This window comes from Winslowiella arboricola (genome assembly GCF_025527015.1).
GTDB classification, from domain to species: Bacteria; Pseudomonadota; Gammaproteobacteria; order Enterobacterales; family Enterobacteriaceae; genus Erwinia; species Erwinia arboricola.
The window spans coordinates 143711-163854 of the sequence record NZ_JAODIM010000041.1; the positions used below are offsets into that span (position 1 = coordinate 143711).

At 54.8% G+C, this 20144-nt stretch carries 16 protein-coding genes and 1 other annotated feature (1 of these 17 cut by a window edge); of the genes, 6 read left to right on the forward strand and 10 right to left on the reverse strand.

Annotated elements, in window-relative coordinates; all coding sequences use genetic code 11:
• The first annotated feature begins 86 nt into the window (after positions 1–86).
• Complete coding sequence (rpsT, locus tag N5923_RS12425) at positions 87–350, forward strand: 30S ribosomal protein S20 (protein ID WP_026111625.1); 264 nt, start codon at positions 87–89, stop codon at positions 348–350.
• 134 nt (positions 351–484) lie between these two features.
• Here the strand turns inward: rpsT and nhaR are convergent, their stop codons facing one another.
• Together nhaR and nhaA are read right to left on the reverse strand one after the other, a co-directional pair.
• Complete coding sequence (gene nhaR, locus N5923_RS12430) at positions 485–1375, reverse strand: transcriptional activator NhaR (RefSeq protein WP_267142131.1); 891 nt, start codon at positions 1373–1375, stop codon at positions 485–487.
• Between the two features lie 103 nt (positions 1376–1478).
• Positions 1479–2639, reverse strand: a complete 1161-nt coding sequence (gene nhaA, locus N5923_RS12435) for a Na+/H+ antiporter NhaA (protein ID WP_267142132.1) — start codon at positions 2637–2639, stop codon at positions 1479–1481.
• A 203-nt stretch (positions 2640–2842) separates the two neighbouring features.
• Here nhaA and N5923_RS12440 point away from each other — a divergent pair, with 203 nt between their 5' ends.
• From N5923_RS12440 to N5923_RS12455, 4 genes are all read left to right on the forward strand, one after another.
• The gene (locus tag N5923_RS12440) at positions 2843–3862 is read left to right on the forward strand and encodes a LacI family DNA-binding transcriptional regulator (RefSeq protein WP_267142133.1); all 1020 of its coding nucleotides are present in this window, start codon (positions 2843–2845) and stop codon (positions 3860–3862) included.
• A 256-nt stretch (positions 3863–4118) separates the two neighbouring features.
• A complete protein-coding gene (locus N5923_RS12445; protein WP_323372715.1) occupies positions 4119–5417 on the forward strand; it encodes an MFS transporter in 1299 nt (432 codons plus the stop codon).
• A 20-nt stretch (positions 5418–5437) separates the two neighbouring features.
• Entirely contained in the window at positions 5438–6421 is a 984-nt protein-coding gene (locus tag N5923_RS12450) for a 2-hydroxyacid dehydrogenase (RefSeq protein ID WP_267142135.1), read from the forward strand.
• Positions 6418–7617: a mandelate racemase/muconate lactonizing enzyme family protein gene (locus N5923_RS12455; RefSeq protein WP_267142136.1), complete on the forward strand. Its 1200-nt coding sequence runs from the start codon at positions 6418–6420 to the stop codon at positions 7615–7617. The genes N5923_RS12450 and N5923_RS12455 overlap by 4 nt, the downstream gene beginning before the upstream one ends.
• Positions 7618–7731: 114 nt before the next feature.
• Here N5923_RS12455 and dnaJ read toward each other — a convergent pair whose 3' ends face one another.
• The 5 genes from dnaJ to tal all read right to left on the reverse strand — a co-directional run bounded on the left by dnaJ (position 7732) and on the right by tal (position 14286).
• Positions 7732–8874 carry a molecular chaperone DnaJ gene (gene dnaJ / locus N5923_RS12460; protein ID WP_267140582.1) on the reverse strand — a complete coding sequence of 381 codons (1143 nt, stop codon included), beginning with the start codon at positions 8872–8874 and terminating at the stop codon, positions 7732–7734.
• A 154-nt stretch (positions 8875–9028) separates the two neighbouring features.
• A complete protein-coding gene (gene dnaK / locus N5923_RS12465; RefSeq protein ID WP_267140581.1) occupies positions 9029–10942 on the reverse strand; it encodes a molecular chaperone DnaK in 1914 nt (637 codons plus the stop codon).
• Between the two features lie 240 nt (positions 10943–11182).
• On the reverse strand, positions 11183–12487 hold the full coding sequence (locus N5923_RS12470) for an MFS transporter (RefSeq protein ID WP_267140580.1): 1305 nt from the start codon (positions 12485–12487) through the stop codon (positions 11183–11185).
• 129 nt (positions 12488–12616) lie between these two features.
• Positions 12617–13204 (reverse strand): molybdopterin adenylyltransferase, encoded by a 588-nt coding sequence (mog, locus tag N5923_RS12475; RefSeq protein WP_267140579.1) that lies wholly within the window; start codon positions 13202–13204, stop codon positions 12617–12619.
• Positions 13205–13332: 128 nt separating this feature from the next.
• On the reverse strand, positions 13333–14286 hold the full coding sequence (gene tal / locus N5923_RS12480) for a transaldolase (RefSeq protein ID WP_267140578.1): 954 nt from the start codon (positions 14284–14286) through the stop codon (positions 13333–13335).
• Between the two features lie 219 nt (positions 14287–14505).
• On the opposite strand from tal, the gene yaaA reads away from it, so the two are divergent.
• Positions 14506–15282, forward strand: a complete 777-nt coding sequence (gene yaaA, locus N5923_RS12485; protein ID WP_267140577.1) for a peroxide stress protein YaaA — start codon at positions 14506–14508, stop codon at positions 15280–15282.
• Between the two features lie 131 nt (positions 15283–15413).
• Here the strand turns inward: yaaA and thrC are convergent, their stop codons facing one another.
• Genes thrC through thrA form a run of 3 tightly spaced genes read right to left on the reverse strand, consistent with a single transcriptional unit; the run spans position 15414 to position 20095 of the window.
• On the reverse strand, positions 15414–16697 hold the full coding sequence (gene thrC, locus N5923_RS12490) for a threonine synthase (protein WP_267140572.1): 1284 nt from the start codon (positions 16695–16697) through the stop codon (positions 15414–15416).
• A 3-nt stretch (positions 16698–16700) separates the two neighbouring features.
• Positions 16701–17630: a homoserine kinase gene (thrB, locus tag N5923_RS12495; RefSeq protein WP_267140573.1), complete on the reverse strand. Its 930-nt coding sequence runs from the start codon at positions 17628–17630 to the stop codon at positions 16701–16703.
• Between the two features lie 2 nt (positions 17631–17632).
• A complete protein-coding gene (gene thrA / locus N5923_RS12500; protein ID WP_267140574.1) occupies positions 17633–20095 on the reverse strand; it encodes a bifunctional aspartate kinase/homoserine dehydrogenase I in 2463 nt (820 codons plus the stop codon).
• Between the two features lie 26 nt (positions 20096–20121).
• Positions 20122–20144 (reverse strand) — a sequence feature (Thr leader region); it runs 104 nt beyond the window's last position.

A 20144-nucleotide genomic window follows, 5' to 3' on the forward strand; every position in this document is an offset into this window, starting at 1 on the left:
ACAAATCCATTGACAAACGAGGGCTGAAAAGGCATATTCCACGGCCTTTGAATTGTCCTCAATAGAATATATTTGGGAGTTGGACCTTGGCTAATATCAAATCAGCTAAGAAACGCGCCGTAACATCTGAGAAGCGTCGTAAGCATAACGCAAGCAACCGCTCAATGATGCGTACTTTCATCAAGAAAGTATACGCGGCCATCGCTGCTGGCGATAAAGAAGTTGCACTGAAAGCATTTAACGAAATGCAACCAATTGTGGACCGTCAGGCTAGTAAAGGTCTGATCCACAAGAACAAAGCTGCACGTCATAAGTCAAACCTGACTGCACAGATCAACAAACTGGCTTAATGCTAAGTTGTTAATCGGCTTTGAAAAGAACCGGCGCCTGCGCCGGTTTTTTTATAGGTGAATTTTGCCGCTTACGGACGGCGAGAACGACGCACCTGAATCAGGTTTCGTAGGGGTGGCGTTCTCCCCACCCGCTATTGCGGAAACAACGCGGTAAAATCCTTATTGCAGATTCGTTGCACCGCCGGGTGCTGGATCATGCGCTCCGCAAAAATCACGTGATACTCTTCAGTGACATTATCAATGCGGCCAATCTCCACAATCTCATCATCAGTGTAAATATCCTGCGCATACAGCGACGGCGCGACAAAAATCGCATTGTTTGAGGCGCCAAACGCCTTCATTAACGCGGCATCATCAAACTCACCCAGAATTTCCACCTGAAGCCCCTGCGAATGAAACCAGTTCAGCAACCTGCGGCCGAGCATTGAACGCCGTCCGGGGATCAGCAGACGCCGTTGCTCAAGACAGGCAGGGAAACGTTTGTCGGGAAGCGGCCGTGTACACCAGAAACTGATACCACACTCGCCAATTTTGATGGAGAACAGCCCTTCCTGCTGCGTCGAATCGATCGGGCAATCCGAGAGGATCATATCCAGCTTATGCTGGCTGAGTTGCTCCAGCAGCATTTCATGCGTTGACTCATAACAACGCAGATGAATTTTTTCATCGTCCCGCACCGCAGTTTCCAGCACCTGGCTCACCAGCCGCTTCGATAACGCATCCGCCACGCCGACATCAAACAACAGGTTCGACTCCTTGCGGTAATTGACGATATCCAGCATCTCCTGGCTCAGGGTAAACATGCGATCGGCATAACGAAACACCAGCTGCCCCAGCTCCGATGGCACCACACCGCGTCCCTGGCGCTTAAACAGCTTGCCCTGCAAACGATCTTCCAGCGCTTTTATCTGTCCGGTAATGGTCTGCGGCGTCAAAAAAAGCGCTTCGGCGGCGCCCACGATCGACCCTTCTTTACACACCTGCCAGAAGTAGTAGAGGTGGTTGTAATTAATATGAGACATACGCACCGATATGCTCCTGTGTCAGTCGCTATAGCGCCAGCTTAACCGATAAACGGGCGCAAAAAACGCGACAAACCTGCCGGAACAGGTTTGTCGTTGACGTTTATTTTAGTTTAACGCGTAGCAGGAAGTAGCCCACCACCGCCGAAGCGATGGAGCCAATCAGAATACCCAGTTTGGCCAGCGTAATCAGGGCCGGGTCGATATCGCCATAGGCCAGCGTGGCAATAAAGATCGACATGGTAAAGCCAATCCCGCACAGCACGCCGACGGCGACGATATTTGACATACTGGTCCCCTGCGGCAGTTTCGCCAGACCAGATTTAACCGCCAGCCAGCAAAACAGGGTAATCCCCAGCGGTTTACCGAGCAGCAAACCGACCATAATCCCCAGAGGCAGCAGCGAGAACATATCGCCAGCGGAAATGCCGTCCAGCACCACACCGGCGTTGGCGAAGGCAAACAGCGGCAGAATCAGCCAGCTGACCCACGGATGCAGTCCGTGCTCCAGCTCCTCCGCCGGGGAATGTCCCTCTTTCTTCGCCAGTGGAATAAAGAAGCCGACAATCACTCCGGCAAGGGTGGCATGCACGCCAGATTTTAACACCGCCACCCACAACACCATCCCCACCAGCAGATAGAGCGAGGTGCTGCGTACATTGGCGATATTCAGCAGCGCCAGCAGCGCAATCGCCGCAGCGGCGACGCCGAGCGCCGCCATTGACAGCTCGCTGGTGTAGAACAGCGCAATAATAATAATCGCGCCAAGATCGTCGATAATCGCCAGCGCCATCAGGAAAATTTTCAGCGCCGGCGGCACCCGGCTTCCCAGTAATGCCAGAATGCCTAACGCAAAAGCGATATCGGTAGCGGTCGGGATCGCCCAGCCGCTGCGCGTCACCTCATCACCGCCGTTAAACGCGAGGAACAGCAGCCCCGGCACCACCATGCCGCCAAGGGCGGCAATCAGGGGGAATATCGCCCGATCGCGGCTGGCTAACGCTCCCACCATCAGCTCGCGCTTCACTTCCAGACCAATCATCAGAAAGAACAGCGCCATCAGCGCATCATTAATCCACAGCAGCAGATTCTTGCTGATATCCAGCGCGCCAAAACGAAATTCAACCGGCGTCGCCAGTAGCGACAGATAACCTTGTTGCGTCACGGCGTTATTTGCCAGAATCATCGCCAGCGCGGCTGCCAGAATCAGCACCACCCCACTGGTGGCCTCATTGTTAAGCAAACGCTTGAGGTGAAAAAGCATATTATTCAGTCCCTGTTTATTACCCGTTTGAGTATCCGCTAAGCAGCATACGCCGTTTGAAGACTCGAAAATAACAGTTTATTTAGCGCTTAATACTCGAAATTAACGAAACATAATCCCAGCGGTCAGGCGGGCGTTGCTCGGTTGCTGGTCAAATGCATTAACTATAGAATGCCTCTTCGTTTCCCTGTGGTAGCACGCTTATGGCAATTAAACACAGCTCGCAATCAGGAATGACCATTGCCGACGTCGCCAGACTGGCGGGGGTTGCACCCATTACCGTCTCACGCGTGCTTAATCAGCCTGCGCAGGTGAAACCCGCGACGCTGGAAAAAGTGCGCCGGGTAATTGAGGAAACGGGGTTTGTGCGCAACCAGATTGCCGGTGCGCTGGCCTCCAATCGCAGCCGCCTGGTAGCGGTGATTGTGCCCATGCTCACCAATCCGATTTTTTCCGATACCTTTCAGGCGATTGCCGAAAAACTGGCGGCGGCCGACTACCAGGTGCTGCTGGGAACCTCGGGCTATCAGGCACAGCATGAGCAGGAGTTGCTGGAAGTGATCCTCAGCCGTCGCCCGGATGGCATTATCCTTACCGGCACTCTGCATACCGAAGACAGCCGTAAACGGCTGCGCGCCACCCGGGTGCCGGTAGTGGAAACCTGGGATATCTCACCGGATCCGATCGATATGCTGATTGGTTTTTCTCATGAAGACACCGGTCGGGCTATCGCGCTGCATCTGCTGGCGAAAAATTATCGCCATTTTGCCCTGCTGTCGGTGGACGATCCGCGCGGTTCGCTGCGCGCCAAATCCTTTATCCATACGCTGAGCGCCAGCGGTATTAACGATGTTCAGCAGCATTACTTCTCCGGCCTGCCGACGCTGCAACAAGGACGTGAAGGCCTGAGCGCGCTGCTGGCCAGCACGCCGCGCCCACTGATGGTCGTCTGCACTTCCGATACCATTGCGCATGGTGTATTAACCGAGGCCGCCAGCCGTGGCATTAAAGTCCCGGAAGAGATTGCGGTATTTGGCTTTGGTGATATGAATTTTGCCGCCCATACCTTTCCCCCGCTCTCGACGGTCAAAATCGATGGCAAACAGATTGGCCAGCTGGCCGCCAGCGCGCTACTTGATCGGCTGAAAGGCGATGATTCGGCTGCCATTTATCGCGACATCGGCTTTACGATTATCGATCGCGACAGCACCTTTAACGGTTAATTAACAAGCAACAATATTTGTCGTCTGGCTCCCACTTTTCACTCCTGATGCTTGCAAGGCAGGCATCCACTGCTCAGTATTCACCTTAAATGGTTGCGCAACCATAAACGGGTTGATTTGATATTAAATCATTATTATTAATGAATTACTGGAATAAATCATGCCACAAAATACCCCCTCCTCCATTCCTTTAAATAAAAATGGTAGCGCAACCATTTACGTTGCGGCGAAAGCTACCCGCGTACGTTATGGCATTATGGTTATGCTGTTTTTTATGACCGCCATGAACTATGCCGACCGTGCAACCCTGTCGATTACCGGCACCGCCATTAAATCCAGCTTTGGCCTCTCCTCTGTCACCCTTGGCTATATGTTTTCCGCCTTCGCCTGGACTTATGTGATTGCCCAGATCCCCGGCGGCCGCCTGCTGGACCGCTACGGCTCGCGCAAGGTATACGCCATCAGTATTTTTCTCTGGTCGATCCTGACCTTCAGTATGGGATTTGTCGCGGGTCTGCCAGCGGTGGTCGGCATTACCGCGCTGTTTGTGCTGCGCATTCTGATTGGTCTGGCGGAAGCCCCGGCGTTCCCCGGTAACAGCCGGATTGTTGCCACCTGGTTTCCGGCCTCGGAACGCGGCACCACCTCGGCGCTGTTTACCTCGGCCTCCTACTTTGCCACCGTGGTATTTGCGCCAGTGATGGGTTGGATCACCCAGCGTTTCGGCTGGCAGTACGTCTATCTGATGATGGGCACCCTTGGCATGCTGCTGACACTGATCTGGCTGCGGGTGATGTTTATGCCGAAAGAGCATCCGCGGATTAACCAAACTGAGCTGGATTACATCACCGCAGGCGGTGCGCTGGTTGATATGGACAGCAAACAGCAACAGGGACAACCGGCGAAGCCAACGGTCGCCACCTGGCCCTGTGTACGTGAAATTCTCTCCAATCGTATGATGCTGGGGATCCTGATCGGCCAGTACTGTGTAACCACCCTGACCTATTTCTTTCTGACCTGGTTCCCGATCTATCTGGTGCAGGATCGGGGCATGTCGATCCTGAAAACCGGCTTTATCGCGGTGATCCCGGCGATCTGCGGCTTTATCGGCGGCGTGCTGGGCGGCGTGGTTTCCGATCGCCTGATCAAAAACGGCGTCTCGATTACCTGGGCGCGCAAAATTCCGATCGTGTTTGGCATGCTGCTCTCTACCACCATGATTATCTGTAACTACCTCGATACCGAATGGCTGATCGTGGCGATTATGGCGATGGCCTTCTTTGGCAAAGGCTTTGGCGCCCAGGGCTGGGGCGTGATGTCAGATGTGGTGCCGAAGCAGGCCAGTGGCCTCGCCGGTTCGCTGTTTAATGGCATTGGCAATATTGCCGGTATCACCACCCCGATTATTATCGGCTACCTGGTGAACGAAGCGGGCAACTTTTCCATCGCCCTCTCCTTTGTGGCGGCCAATGCGCTGGGGGCGATTGTCTGTTATCTGCTGGTTGTCGGGCCGATTAAGCGCCTCGAACTGAAAAAATCACTGATTGTTCATTAATCATTTACAAGGAAATCACCATGAAGATTGTCATGATCGGCGAAGCGGCCACTCACCAGCAGGAGATTGCGCAGGCACTCGATTTCCCCGCCGAGTTTATTGCCCTTCCCCGTGAAGCTCATGAGTCTGCACAATGGGACGACCAGATTGACGGCGCCGATGTGCTGGTCGCGATGCGTTTTCAGCGTAAAACCCCACCACCGGCGTTCCGTCTGCTGCACGTCCCTGGCGCCGGGCTGGATGGGATCGATTTTGCCGCGCTGCCCACAGATTGCAGCGTCTGTAATGTCTATGAACATGAAATTCCGATGGCGGAATATACCCTTGCCGCCATGCTGCAACATGAAGTGCGCCTGGTGACGCTGCGTGCCAGCTTTGACAGTCAGCACTGGTCAGAAACCTATCTGTCGCGCACGCCGCGCGGCGAACTTTATGGCCGTACGCTGCTAATTGTCGGATTTGGTCGTATTGGGCAGGCGATCGCCAGCCGTGCCCAGGCGTTTGGCGTGCGGGTGATTGCTATTTCCGGCCATGCGCAGGATGGCAAAGTAGAGGGACCGGCGGATGAAGCCTGGCATCCGGACAATCTGCTGGAGCATCTGCCGCGCGCCGATTATGTGGTGCTCTCCTGCCCGTTAAATGACAAAACGCGCGATTCCTTTGGCCACGCGCAACTGGAGGCGATGCGCGCTGATGCGGTGCTGATCAATATTGCACGCGCAGCCGTAGTCAACGAACAGGCGCTGTACGAAGCGCTGGAGCAGCAAAAAATCTCCCGCGCTTTTCTCGACGTCTGGTATCAGTATCCGGCTGGCAGTAATGACCGGGTGGCGCCAGCGCACTACCGTTTTGAACAGCTGCCAAACGCCGTCTGCACACCGCATATCTCCGGCTGGACCAGCGGTCTGTTTGCCCGTCGCTATGCATTAATTGCTGATAATATTCAGCGTCTGCAACAGCATCGTCCGCTTAACAATCTTGTCCATGGTAGGGCGCAGCAATGAAAATCACCCGTATTGAAACCACCCGGGTTAAAAGTCTCGCAAACCTGCTGTGGGTCGAGATCCATACCGATGAGGGACTGGTCGGCTTAGGCGAAACCTTTCGTGGCGCAGAGGCCGTCGAGGCTTATATCCACTCCGTATCAGCGCCATTGCTGCTGGGCAAGGATGCCGGTCAGATTGAGCGGCATAACCGCACTCTGCTGCGCGGCTACCTCGGTTTTAACGGTTCGGGCGTGGAGACGCGTGCAGCCTCGGCAATTGATATCGCGCTGTGGGATCTGCTGGGGAAATCGCTTAATCAGCCGCTGTATCAGCTGCTGGGCGGCCTGTGTCATGACCGTATGCGCGCTTACAACACCTGTGCGGGCGTCAGCTTTAACAGCCAGGGCGAGCAGCGGCGGGTGATTGCGCAAGGTGACAGCAAACCGAGCGGACGTTACGACGACCAGGTGGCTTTTCTCGAATGTCCGGACGAGCTGGCGCAAAGCCTGATTGAGGAAGGATTTAGCGCGATGAAGATCTGGCCGGTGGACAGCTTTGCCGCCGCCAGCGGCGGGCAGTTCATCAGCAGTGCCGATATCAAAAAAGCGATCGCGCCATTTGAAAAGATCCGCCGGGCGGTGGGCGATCGCATTGAGCTGATGTGCGAGTTTCATTCGTTATGGAATACCAGCAGCGCGCTGGCGATTGCCAGGCCACTGCGTGAACTGGATATTTTCTGGGCCGAGGACCCGATAAAAATGGATTCACCACAGGCGCTGGCGGATTATCGCCGGCTGTCGGGGCTACCGGTATGCGGCAGTGAAACCCTGGCGGCCACCAGTAATTTCCGCGATCACCTGGCGGCGGATGCGCTGGATTATGTGATGCTCGATTTGTCGTGGTGCGGCGGCATCACCGAGGCGAAAAAAATTGCCGCGCTGGCGGAAGCATATCAGAAACCGATTGCGCCACATGACTGCACCGGTCCGGTGGTATTAATGGCGTCATTGCATCTGGGTTTATCATCGCCGAATGCGATTTTTCAGGAAGTGGTGCGCGCTTATCTGGCAGGATTCTATGGTGATCTGGTCACCACACTGCCGACGCTGGAGAAAGGCTGGTTATCGCCGCCACAGGGGCCGGGGCTGGGGACTGCACTGAGTGATGCGCTACGTGCGCGACCGGATGTGGTGGTAAGACGTTCGGGGAGGTAATCGGGCGGCGAGAACGCCGTCATTATGTAGCGCGACAATCATCGGGACGGGCGGCGAGAACGCCGCCCCTACGCAAATCGGATGTAGGGGCGGCGTTCTCGCCGCCCGTGCAGATTAACGGGTTAAGTCGTCAAAAAACTTTTTCACACCGTCAAAGAAGCTTTTGGAGCGTGGGCTGTTTTTCTCGCCGGATGGACCGCCGAAGCTCTCTTCCAGCTCGCGCAACAGTGCCTTCTGCTTGTCATTCAGACTAACCGGCGTTTCCACCACAACACGGCACAGCAGGTCGCCCTGAGCGCCGCCGCGTACGGATTTCACACCTTTACCGCGCATGCGGAACAGCTTGCCGGTCTGGGTTTCGGCCGGGACTTTCAGGTTGACGCGACCATCCAGGGTCGGCACCGCGATCTCGCCACCCAGTGCAGCCATCGCGAAATTGATCGGCACTTCGCAGTACAGGTTATTATCTTCACGTTCAAAAATCGGGTGTTTCTTCACCTGTACCTGAACGTAGAGATCGCCTGCAGGCGCGCCGTGCTCACCGGCTTCACCTTCACCGGTCAGACGAATACGGTCACCGGTATCCACACCCGCCGGGATTTTCACCGACAGCGTTTTCGCTTTCTCGACACGGCCGTGGCCATGACAGGCGTTACAAGGATCTTTAATTACCGAGCCACGCCCGTGACAGGTCGGACACGCCTGCTGCACGGTAAAGAAGCCCTGACGCATCTGCACCTGGCCAGCACCATGACAGGTGGAACAGGTTTGTGGCTTCGTCCCTGATTTCGCACCGCTGCCGTGGCAAACGTCACACTCTTCCAGGGTAGGAATACGGATCTCTTTGGTCACGCCGCGCACTGCTTCTTCCAGCGAGAGTTCCATGTTGTAGCGTAAATCAGCGCCACGTGCGGCACGCTGACGGCGTCCCCCACCAAAGATATCGCCAAATACGTCGCCAAAGATATCACTGAAGTCAGCGCCGCCGCCGCCACCGAAACCACCGCCGCCATGACCACCGCCCATACCGCCCTGTTCAAAGGCTGCATGACCGTACTGGTCGTACGCCGCACGTTTCTGCGCATCGGTCAGAATCTCGTAGGCTTCCTTAACTTCTTTAAATTTACCTTCGGCATCCTTTTCCTGATTACGGTCAGGATGGAATTTCATTGCCAGGCGTTTGTAGGCCTTTTTGATTTCACGCTCATCCGCAGATTTCGGAACGCCTAAAACCTCGTAATAGTCTCTTTTCGCCATTGTTATTTGTCCTGCCCTTAACATGCGTGCACGGGCGTGGAGAGATCTCCTACGCCCGTGCTGGTTACCTTTACCCGTTGTAATGGTTGAATATTACGCCGGGTACCTGAAACTCCGTAGGGGGGCCATCACTGGCCCCCTTTCCGTTCAGGGCTTATTTTTTGTCGTCTTTTACTTCTTCGAATTCAGCATCGACAACGTCGTCATCTTTCTTCGCAGAAGCGTCGCCTGCATCGGCGCCAGCGCCAGCCTGCTGCTGCTGAGCAAATTCCATCAGCTTGCTGGAAACTTCCATCAGCGCTTGCATTTTGGCTTCGATCTCAGCTTTATCTTCGCCTTTCAGCGCAGTGTTCAGCTCAGCCAGAGCCGCTTCAATCGGCGCTTTGTCGTCTGCTGGCAGTTTATCGCCCGCTTCGTCCAGCTGCTTACGCGTGCTGTGCGACAGATGATCGGCCTGGTTACGTACCTGCACCAGCTCTTCGAACTTGCGGTCAGCTTCAGCGTTAGCTTCGGCGTCACGCACCATTTTCGCGATCTCTTCTTCGTTCAGACCAGAAGAAGCCTTGATGGTGATCTTCTGCTCACGACCGCTGTTTTTGTCCTTCGCTGACACGTGCAGGATACCATCGGCGTCGATGTCGAAAGTGACTTCGATCTGCGGCATACCGCGCGGCGCAGACTGGATGCCGTCGAGGTTAAACTGACCCAGTGATTTGTTATCACCGGCACGCTTACGCTCACCCTGCACCACGTGAATGGTCACCGCAGACTGGTTATCTTCCGCTGTAGAGAACACCTGACTGTGTTTGGTCGGAATAGTGGTGTTCTTGTTGATCAGCGCAGTCATCACGCCGCCCATGGTTTCGATACCCAGTGACAGCGGGGTTACGTCCAGCAGCAGCACGTCTTTCACGTCGCCCGCCAGAACACCACCCTGTACTGCAGCACCAACGGCTACTGCTTCGTCCGGGTTCACATCTTTACGCGGCTCTTTACCAAAGAATTCAGCCACTTTCGCCTGAACCATTGGCATACGCGTCTGACCGCCGACCAGGATAACGTCGTTGATGTCGGAAACCGACAGACCCGCATCCTGCAGCGCCACTTTCAGTGGTTCAATAGAACGAGTCACCAGGTCTTCAACCAGTGATTCCAGCTTCGCACGGGTCACTTTGATGTTCAGGTGTTTAGGACCTGTAGCATCAGCAGTGATGTACGGCAGGTTCACGTCGGTCTGCTGGGCAGAAGAGAGCTCAATTTTCGCTTTCTCTGCGGCTTCTTTCAGACGCTGCATCGCCAGTGGATCGTTGTGCAGATCGATACCCTGATCTTTCTTAAACTCAGCCACCAGGTAGTTGATCATACGGCTGTCGAAGTCTTCACCACCAAGGTGAGTATCACCATTGGTCGCCAGCACTTCGAAGGTTTTTTCGCCATCAGCATCATCGATTTCAATGATGGAGATATCGAAAGTACCACCGCCGAGGTCGTAAACCGCGATAGTGCGGTTGCCAACTTCTTTATCCAGACCGTAAGCCAGTGCGGCTGCGGTTGGTTCGTTAATAATACGTTTTACTTCCAGACCCGCGATACGGCCGGCGTCTTTAGTTGCCTGACGCTGAGCATCGTTAAAGTAAGCGGGTACAGTGATAACCGCTTCAGTTACTGGTTCGCCCAGATAATCTTCCGCCGTTTTCTTCATTTTCTTCAGCACTTCCGCAGAGATCTGCGGTGGCGCCAGTTTCTGGCCTTTTACGTCAATCCACGCATCACCGTTATCGGCTGCGATGATTTTGTAAGGCATGATTTTCAGGTCACGCTGTGCTTCTTCGTCCTGGAAGCGACGGCCAATCAGGCGCTTAATCGCAAACAGGGTATTCTGCGGGTTAGTCACAGCCTGACGTTTAGCAGGCTGACCTACCAGAATCTCACCATCCTGCGTGTAAGCAATGATTGAAGGAGTGGTGCGATCGCCTTCCGCATTTTCCAGCACGCGAGCTTTGCCGCCATCCATAATCGCAACACAAGAGTTGGTTGTACCCAGGTCAATACCAATAATCTTACCCATCTAAACGTCTCCTACTTAAATTCGTCAATTCGTAATCAATCTGATTGTGAACCAGTTATGCGGGCGAATTGCGTTATTTCAAGCGCCGACAACTGCTTTTTTTCCGGTCCAACAACTATTGGATGAGAAGTAAGTGGGGCCGCTTCTGACAGCATCAAGGGTTAAAACTAAAAAAATTTTCATTTTGATGAAAAAAAACAGGCCCGCATCTGCGGGCCTGTCTGATAAAACGCAGTCAGATTAACGGGCGCTGACTTCACGCATCAGCCCCTGCTGACGGCGCTCTGCGGCCAGCCATAAGCCCGCCAGCAAGCCCATCACCGCCAGCGCCACCACATACCAGGCGGGCGCCATCGGCGTATACTTCATCATCAGGGTGACGGAAATGGGCGTCAGGCCACCGAAAATGGCGTACGCGACGTTATATGAGAAAGAGATACCGGTGAAACGCACTTCCGCCGGAAAGGCATGCACCATCACAAACGGCACCACGCCGACCACTCCCACGCTCAGTCCGGCAATGGCATAGGCGAGGAACAGATATTCCGGCGCGACTGCCGTGCTGTGGAAAAAGCCCCAGCTACAGATCGCCAGCAGCAGGCTACCGATCGTCAGGACTTTCGCCGCGCCGAAGCGATCAACCAGCAGACCGGCAGTGATACAGCCAATCATCAGCATCACGGTCGCAACGCTGTTAGCCTGCAGCGCCGTCGCGGCAGCAATGCCGTGCTGTTTCTGCATCAGGGTCGGCGCCATCAGGATCACCACCACAATGCAGGCCGAGAGCAGCCAGGTCAGCAGCATCGACATCACTACTCCACGCTTATGCTGCGCCAGTACGGTTTTCAGCGGCAGCGTTTCAGACAATGCCTTACGCGCCTGCATTTCGCGGAATACCGGGGTTTCCTGCAGCCAGCGACGCAGATACATCGCCAGTAAACCAAAGATGCCGCCAAGGAAGAACGGAATACGCCAGCCGGTGGCGGCAATCGCTTGCGGCGTCATGATGGTATTGATTAGCGTAGCGACCAGCGATCCCAGCAGGATGCCAAAGGTGAGACCGGCGGTCAGCGTGCCGCAGGCGATACCAATGCGTTTTTCCGGCACATGCTCGGCGACAAATACCCAGGCCCCCGGCACTTCACCGCCGATAGCAGCGCCCTGCAACATGCGCATCAGCAGTAACAGCAGTGGCGCGGCAATGCCGATACTCTGGTAAGTCGGCAGCAGGCCCATTGCCAGCGTTGGCAGCGCCATCAGCAGAATACTCAGGCTGAACATCTTCTTGCGCCCGACCCGGTCGCCAAAGTGCGCCATAACAATGCCGCCCAATGGACGCGCCAGATAGCCGGCAGCGAAGATACCAAAAGTCTGTACCTGGCGCAGCCATTCGGGGATATCCGGCGGGAAGAACAGCTCGCCAATCACCGCCGCGAAAAAGACGAAGATGATAAAGTCGTAGAACTCCAGCGCGCCACCCAGTGCCGCCAGAGAAAGGGTTTTGTAATCCTGCCGGTTTAAGCGGCGTGCGATATCGTGATCCATAATTTTTCGTGCATTTCCAGAGGCAGAAGAAAAAAAGGCATAGCAGGAACTGTAAAGCTGTGATGACTATACCGTCAATTTCTCGCTACACCCAGTGGTGCTGGATCTTATGCCTGAAAAATTCGTTTTTCAGTTGTTTGTGTCACGTCTTGCGCTTTTAGGACGAAAAGCTGCTACTACCGACTCATGAGTTTCCACATAAGGCCCCTCAAGCAGCTGAATGCAGTACGGAACACTGGCAAAGATGCCATGCACACGCGTATTGCCCTGTTCATCTTTCAGCCCTTCCAGCGTCTCTTTAATCGATTTTGGCTGGCCTGGCAGGTTAAGAACCAGCGACTGCTTGCGGATCACCCCGGCCTGGCGCGAGAGAATCGCCGTCGGCACAAAATTCAGGCTAATTTGCCGCATCTGTTCGCCAAAACCGGGCATTTCGCGATCGGCCACCGCCAGCGTAGCGTCGGGAGTCACATCGCGACGCGCCGGGCCGGTACCACCGGTGGTCAGCACCAGATGGCAGAACATCTCATCCACCAGTTCACAAATCGCCTGCTCAATCAGTGGCTGCTCATCGGGCACCAGACGTTTTTCCAGTTCGAACGGCGTACTGATCGCCTGACCCAGCCAGGCCTCAAGCGCGGGCAGACCCAGATCCTGATAAATGCCGTTCGAGGCGCGGTCGGAAACCGAGATCAATCCTATGCGTAATGTATTCATTGTCAGTTCGCTGCTTAGTCGCGGCCGGTCAGTCAGAAGCGGCGCGGTTTATAAGAGGGGTTGCCAGCAAGAATAAACCATCGGGGCGGGAAAGAGAAAGTGGCCGGTTGCCGGCCACTTAAAAAGCATTACAGCAGATCGGCAATCATCTTCTCAAGTTTGCCCTGATCGATGGCAAAGTTGCGGATGCCTTCAGCCAGTTTGGCAACCGCCATTGGATCCTGGTTGTGCTGCCACAGGAACTCAGATTCGGTCATTTTCGCCGGACGCGCTTTCACTTCGCCTTTAAAGCTCAGTTTACGCTCAACGGTGCCTTCACTTTCCGCCAGCTCTTTCAGCAGGCCAGGAGAGATAGTCAGACGGTCACAGCCAGCCAGTTCCAGAATCTCACCGACGTTACGGAAGCTTGCGCCCATTACCACGGTTTCATAGCCGTGCTGCTTGTAGTACTCATAGATTTCAGCCACTGAAACCACGCCTGGATCTTCGTGCGGCGCGTACTCTTTTTTGTCGGTATTAGCTTTGTACCAGTCAAGGATACGGCCAACAAACGGCGAAATCAGGAAGGCACCCGCTTCAGCACACGCACGTGCCTGCGCAAAGGAGAACAGCAGGGTCAGGTTACAGTTGATGCCTTCTTTTTCCAGCTGCTCAGCGGCACGGATACCCTGCCAGGTGGAAGCCAGTTTAATCAGGATGCGGTCATTGCTGATACCTGCATCGTTGTACAGTTTGATCAGGCTACGCGCCTTAGCGATGCTGGCTTCGGTATCGTAGGAAAGACGGGCGTCAACTTCAGTAGAGATACGACCGGGGATCAGCTTCAGGATTTCCAGACCGATATTCACCGCCAGTTTGTCGGAGGTGTACTGAATCTGTTCTGCTTTATCACTGCTCTGATCGCGCGCCCAGGCGATCGCTTCATCGATCAGTTTGCGGTATTCAGGGATTTGCGCGGCATTCAGAATCAGAGAAGGGTTGGTGGTGGCATCCTGCGGCTGATACAGCTTCATCGCTGCGATATCGCCGGTGTCAGCAACCACAGTAGTCAGCTGACGTAAGGAAGTAAGTTTGTCCGTCATAGTTGTCATTCTCATTAGGTTAGACTGTCGAGGGGTAAAAAGTCTGTGGTCGATAATATCACGCGCAACTGACCGCGCAAGGTAAGGTTGCCGCTAAACAGATAGCCAGCGCGAATCGTAATGATTCGCCTAATCTAATGGCTTTTTTGCTACAGTAAGCGCAACTAAACCGACGAATAAACAGAAGAAAACCCTGCGGGGCAGCTGAGGAATAGAACGATGTTGATGGTGATCTCTCCGGCCAAAACGCTGGATTTTGACGGCCCGCTGGCGACCAAAAAATTTACCCAATCCGCACTTCTCGACAAATCGCAGCAGCTGATCGAGGTGGCGCGTGCCCTGTCACCGGCGCAGATTGGTTCGCTGATGCATATCAGCGATAAGCTGGCGGAACTTAACGCCCAACGGTTTAACGACTGGCAGCCGCCCTTCACACTCGATAATGCACGACAGGCGATTCTGGCGTTTAAAGGCGATGTCTATACCGGCTTGCAGGCGGAAGATTTTAGCGCCAGGGATTTCGACTTTGCCCAGCAGCATCTGCGGATGCTTTCCGGTCTGTATGGTCTGTTGCGCCCGCTCGATTTAATGCAGGCTTATCGCCTGGAGATGGGAATTAAACTGGCGAATCCGGCGGGGAAAGATCTCTATACTTTCTGGGGCGAAACCCTGACCGAAGCGCTGAATAATGCGCTGGCGGAGCAAGGCGACGATGTGCTGATCAACCTGGCTTCTGATGAGTATTTTAAAGCGGTGAAGCCGAAGAAACTTAACGGACGGGTAATTAAACCGGTATTTCTCGATGAGAAAAACGGCAAATTTAAGGTGATCAGTTTTTACGCCAAAAAAGCGCGCGGGCTGATGAGCCGCTATATCATTCAGCAACGTCTGACCAAACCGGCCCAGCTAAAGAAATTCGACCTTGAAGGTTACTTTTTTGATGACGAATCCAGTTCAGAAAATGAGCTGGTATTTAAGCGGCACGAGCAGAAATAAGTCCCTTTGCGGGCGGCGAGAACGCCGTCATTAGGTCTCGCGCAAATCATTAACACGGGCGGCGAGAACGCCGCCCCTACGCTGATCTGTTGTAGGGGCGGCGTTCTCGCCGCCCGTCCCACAGCAACGTCTTACTTCAGCAAAAACGCCCGCAGCGCAGCAAAATCCGCGTTCATCGTATGCGAAAGCAGATCCAGATCGGCGCGCTCCGCCAGTTCTGGCGGCAACGGTAGCTGTTTGTCGAGGATCTCTTCCACGCTCTCTTTAAACTTCGCCGGATGCGCAGTACCAAGGAACAGGCCAAACTCGCCCTCCTGCAGCTGATCGCGCAGCAGACGGTACGCAATTGCCGCATGAGGTTCAGAAACATAACCAATGCTGTCCAGCTCACGCATGGTGGCTCTGGTGGTTTCATCACTGACTGCGCCGGTAGCCAGATCCTGCAGACGCCAGGTCTTGCGACGGAACAGCTCTTCGACGCGCGGCCAGTTATTTGGCTGGCTGACATCCATCGCGTTCGACAGCGTGGCGACCGTTACATTTGGCTGCCATTCACCGCTGGTAAGGAAACGCGGCACGGTGTCGTTGGCGTTGGTAGCGGCAATAAAGCGCTTCACCGGCAGACCCAGCGACTTCGCCAGCAGGCCCGCAGTCAGATCGCCAAAGTTACCGCTCGGCACCGAGATCACCAGCTGGTTACGCTGCTCTTGCGGCAGCTGCGCTACCGCTTCGAAGTAATAGCAGATCTGCGCCAGCAGACGGCTGATATTGATTGAGTTCGCTGAGTTAAGGCCAATGGCCTTTTTCAGCTCTTCATCGTCAAACGCCTGCTTCACCAGTGACTGACAGGCATCGAAATCACCGTCAATAGCGATAGTTTCAATGTTGCCGCCCAGCGTACAGAACAGCTTCTCCTGCAACGGGCTGATTTTGCCCTGTGGATAGAGGATCACCACGCGCACATTGTCCATGCCATAGAATGCATGGGCCACCGCCGCACCGGTATCGCCAGAGGTGGCGGTCAGAATGGTGATCTGCTCATCGGCGCCGCTGATATAAGAGAGCATCTGCGCCATAAAGCGGCCGCCGAAATCTTTAAACGCCAGCGTCGGGCCATGGAACAGCTCCAGCGCGGCGATATCTTCGGAGACGTTCACCACCGGCGCCGGGAAGGCGAACGCCTGTTTTACCCGCTCCTTTAGCTGGTGTGCTTCAATTTCATCGCCAATAAACGCGGAGAGAATTTTGCTGCTGCGGGTCACGAAATCCAGCTTCAGCATCTCATCGATATCAGTCAGTTCGAACTCAGGCAGCTCCAGTGGGAAAAACAGCCCTTGCTGTTTGCCCAAACCCTGCTTTACCGCCTGGGCAAAGCTGACCTGCTCGTTGTGATCCTTAAGGTTATACAGTTTCATGCGTTATCCCAGTTTACGTGCGCCTGCCGTGTCTAAACGGCAAATATGTACAAAGCCTTCATCATTCTGCAGGTAGTGCTGGCTTAACCAGTCAGCCATACGCTGCGCGGTGTCCGTATTGTCGCAAACGGCAAACAGCGTCGGGCCGGAGCCGGAAATGCCACAGGCCAGCGCGCCAATCTGGCTGGCCGCCTGACGTGCTTCGGCAAAGCCAGGCAGCAGCTTAGTGCGATAAGGTTCGGCGATCACATCTTTCATCAGTTTCGCCGCCAGCGCAGGCTGCTGCGTGTGGCAGGCATGAATAAAGCCCGCCAGATAGCGACCATGTTTTATGCAATCTTCTTTGCGATACTGCGCCGGTAAAATCGCCCGCGCTTCGGCAGTGGAGACTTTAATGCCCGGATAGGCCATCACCCACAACCAGTTATCAAAGCCTGGCACGTCCTGGCTGATAATGCCGTTCTCTTCCAGCATCAGCTGCAACCCGCCAAGGAAACAGGGGGCGACATTATCATAGTGTACGCTGCCAGAAATGCGCCCTTCCAGCTCGCCCATCAGCGCCAGCAGCTCGGTGTCGCTCAGTGGCTTACCGCAGAACTCATTCATCGCCATCAGGCCAGCCACCACCGAACAGGCGGAAGAGCCAAGACCGGAGCCGATTGGCATATTTTTTTCCAGCTTCATCGCCACCGGCACTTGTTTGCCGATCGCTTCACAGAAGCGCACCCAGCACTGGTAAACGATATTCTCTTGCGGATCGGTCGGCAGCTTACTGACAAAGCGTCCTTCGTTAACCAGGCTAAAGCTCTCCGCCGCCTCTACGCTGACGCAGTCGCCAAGCAGCGAACCATCAACGGGCGATACTGCCGCGCCAAGCACATCAAAGCCGACGCTGACATTGCCAATCGAGGCCGGTGCATAAATTTTTACCATTATTAAACTCCCAACTTCCATGACAGCGTGCGTAACAGATCGGCAAATACCCCGGCGGCGGTAACATCATTACCGGCGCCATAACCGCGCAGAACCAGCGGAATCGGCTGATAGTAACGGCTGTAGAACGCCAGCGCATTCTCACCATTTTTTACTTTATACAGCGGATCATTACCGTCGACGGCGTCAATTTTTACCTTACAGATGCCACCCTCTTCAATCGCACCGACAAAGCGTAATACTTTCCCCTCTTCACGCGCGGTCGCCACACGCGCACTAAAGGCGGCGTCGAGTTCTGGCAGGCGCTGCATAAAGGTTTCGACATCGGCAATCTGGTTCAGGCTGTCCGGCAATACTGCTTCAATGGCAATATCGCTCAGCTCCAGCTGATAACCTGCTTCACGGGCAAGAATCAGCAGCTTACGCGCCACATCCATACCGGAGAGATCGTCACGCGGATCCGGCTCGGTAAAGCCCAGATCACGTGCCATTTTGGTGGCTTCAGACAGTGATACGCCCTCATCCAGTTTACCAAAGATAAATGACAGCGAACCCGACAGAATGCCGGAGAAGCGAATCAGCTCATCACCGGCATTTAACAGATTCTGCAGGTTTTCAATCACCGGCAGACCAGCGCCGACATTGGTGTCATACAGGAACTTACGGCGTGATTTTTCCGCCGCGGCGCGCATCTGCTGATAATAGTTCCAGGATGAGGTGTTGGCCTTTTTGTTCGGCGTCACCACATGGAAGCCATCAGCGAGGAAGTCAGCATACTGATCGGCAACCGCCTGGCTGGAGGTACAGTCAACAATCACCGGGTTCAGCAGGTGATACTCTTTCGCCAGACGTGACAAACGCTCAAGGCTGAAAGGCTCTTTTGCCGCCTGTAACGCCTGCTGCCAGTTATCCAGCGGTACGCCGTGGACATTGGTCAGCAACGCGCGTGAGTTGGCGATACCGCAGACACGCAGATCGATATGCTTATTCTTCAGCCACGCCTGCTGACGATGCAGCTGCTCGATCAGCGCAGCGCCCACGCCTCCGACGCCAACCACAAACACTTCGATCACCTGATCGGTGGCAAACAGCATCTGATGCACCACGCGCACACCGGTAGTGGCATCTTCATTACTGACCACCACGGAAATAGATCGCTCAGAAGAGCCCTGCGCAATCGCCACAATATTGATATTGGCGCGCGCCAGCGCCGAGAAGAATTTGGCCGAGATGCCGCGCAGCGTACGCATACCGTCACCGACTACCGAGATTACCGCCAGCTGCTCCATCACATCGAGCGGCTCCAGCAGGCCATCTTTTAATTCCAGATAGAACTCATCTTCCAGCACACGGCGCGCGCGCGCCAGGTCGCCCTGCGATACGCAGAAGCTGATGCTGTATTCGGAAGAGGATTGGGTAATCAGCACCACCGAGATACCGGCGCGTGACATCGCGGCAAACACACGCGCGGCCATGCCGACCATCCCTTTCATCCCCGGGCCGGAGACGTTAAACATCGCCATATTATTCAGGTTGGTGATGCCCTTCACCGGGTTTTCATCATCCACCGCATCGCCGCCGATCAAAGTGCCGGGAGCTTGCGGGTTGGCGGTATTTTTAATCAGACAAGGGATCTGGAACTGGGCAATCGGGGTGATGGTGCGTGGATGCAGTACTTTGGCGCCGAAGTAGGAGAGCTCCATCGCTTCCTGATAGGACATCGACTTCAGCAGACGTGCATCCGGCACCTGACGCGGGTCACAGGTATAGACGCCATCAACGTCAGTCCAGATTTCGCAACAGTCAGCACGTAAACACGCCGCCAGCACCGCCGCTGAGTAGTCAGAACCGTTACGGCCCAGCACCACCAGTTCACCGCGCTCGTTACCGGCGGTGAAGCCCGCCATCAGGATCATATTGTCTGCCGGGATCTGACTGGCGACGATACGCCGCGTGGATTCGGCGATATCGACGGTGGATTCCAGATAGTGACCCACCGCCAGCAGCTTTTCGACCGGATCAATCACGCTGACGCCGTAACCACGCGCCTGCAACAGCGCTTCCATAATGGCGATAGAGAGTTTTTCACCACGGCAGATAATCGCCGCGTTGACGCTGTCCGGACACTGTCCCAGCAGGCTGATGCCGTGCAGAATCTGTTTCAGCTGCGCAAATTCCAGATCCACCTGCGTTTTCAGGCGGTCATAAGCGAAACCAGGCTGAGCATCCGCCAGACCCTGCAACAGCTCTGCGAAGATACGTTCGGCGTCGCTGATATTCGGCAATGCGTCCTGACCACTGATGGTTTTCTCAATCATCGCGACCAGATGATTGGTGATTTTAGCCGGAGCAGAAAGCACCGTCGCGACCTGTCCCTGCTGTGCATTGCTTTCCAGAATATCGGCAACACGCATAAATCTTTCTGCATTTGCCACTGAGGTCCCGCCGAATTTCAGCACTCGCATGTTTAAAACTCTCCTGAATTTATGCCGAAAAAAAAGCCCGCACTGGTTA

Coding starts and splice junctions, on each gene's coding strand:
- mog (WP_267140579.1), bottom strand. CDS start 13,204: ATGAATACATTACGCATAGGATTGATCTCGGTTTCCGACCGCGCCTCG.
- N5923_RS12450 (WP_267142135.1), top strand. CDS start 5,438: ATGAAGATTGTCATGATCGGCGAAGCGGCCACTCACCAGCAGGAGATT.
- dnaK (WP_267140581.1), bottom strand. CDS start 10,942: ATGGGTAAGATTATTGGTATTGACCTGGGTACAACCAACTCTTGTGTT.
- dnaJ (WP_267140582.1), bottom strand. CDS start 8,874: ATGGCGAAAAGAGACTATTACGAGGTTTTAGGCGTTCCGAAATCTGCG.
- N5923_RS12440 (WP_267142133.1), top strand. CDS start 2,843: ATGGCAATTAAACACAGCTCGCAATCAGGAATGACCATTGCCGACGTC.
- nhaR (WP_267142131.1), bottom strand. CDS start 1,375: ATGTCTCATATTAATTACAACCACCTCTACTACTTCTGGCAGGTGTGT.
- tal (WP_267140578.1), bottom strand. CDS start 14,286: ATGACGGACAAACTTACTTCCTTACGTCAGCTGACTACTGTGGTTGCT.
- N5923_RS12470 (WP_267140580.1), bottom strand. CDS start 12,487: ATGGATCACGATATCGCACGCCGCTTAAACCGGCAGGATTACAAAACC.
- N5923_RS12445 (WP_323372715.1), top strand. CDS start 4,119: ATGGTTATGCTGTTTTTTATGACCGCCATGAACTATGCCGACCGTGCA.
- thrB (WP_267140573.1), bottom strand. CDS start 17,630: ATGGTAAAAATTTATGCACCGGCCTCGATTGGCAATGTCAGCGTCGGC.
- thrA (WP_267140574.1), bottom strand. CDS start 20,095: ATGCGAGTGCTGAAATTCGGCGGGACCTCAGTGGCAAATGCAGAAAGA.
- N5923_RS12455 (WP_267142136.1), top strand. CDS start 6,418: ATGAAAATCACCCGTATTGAAACCACCCGGGTTAAAAGTCTCGCAAAC.
- yaaA (WP_267140577.1), top strand. CDS start 14,506: ATGTTGATGGTGATCTCTCCGGCCAAAACGCTGGATTTTGACGGCCCG.
- thrC (WP_267140572.1), bottom strand. CDS start 16,697: ATGAAACTGTATAACCTTAAGGATCACAACGAGCAGGTCAGCTTTGCC.
- nhaA (WP_267142132.1), bottom strand. CDS start 2,639: ATGCTTTTTCACCTCAAGCGTTTGCTTAACAATGAGGCCACCAGTGGG.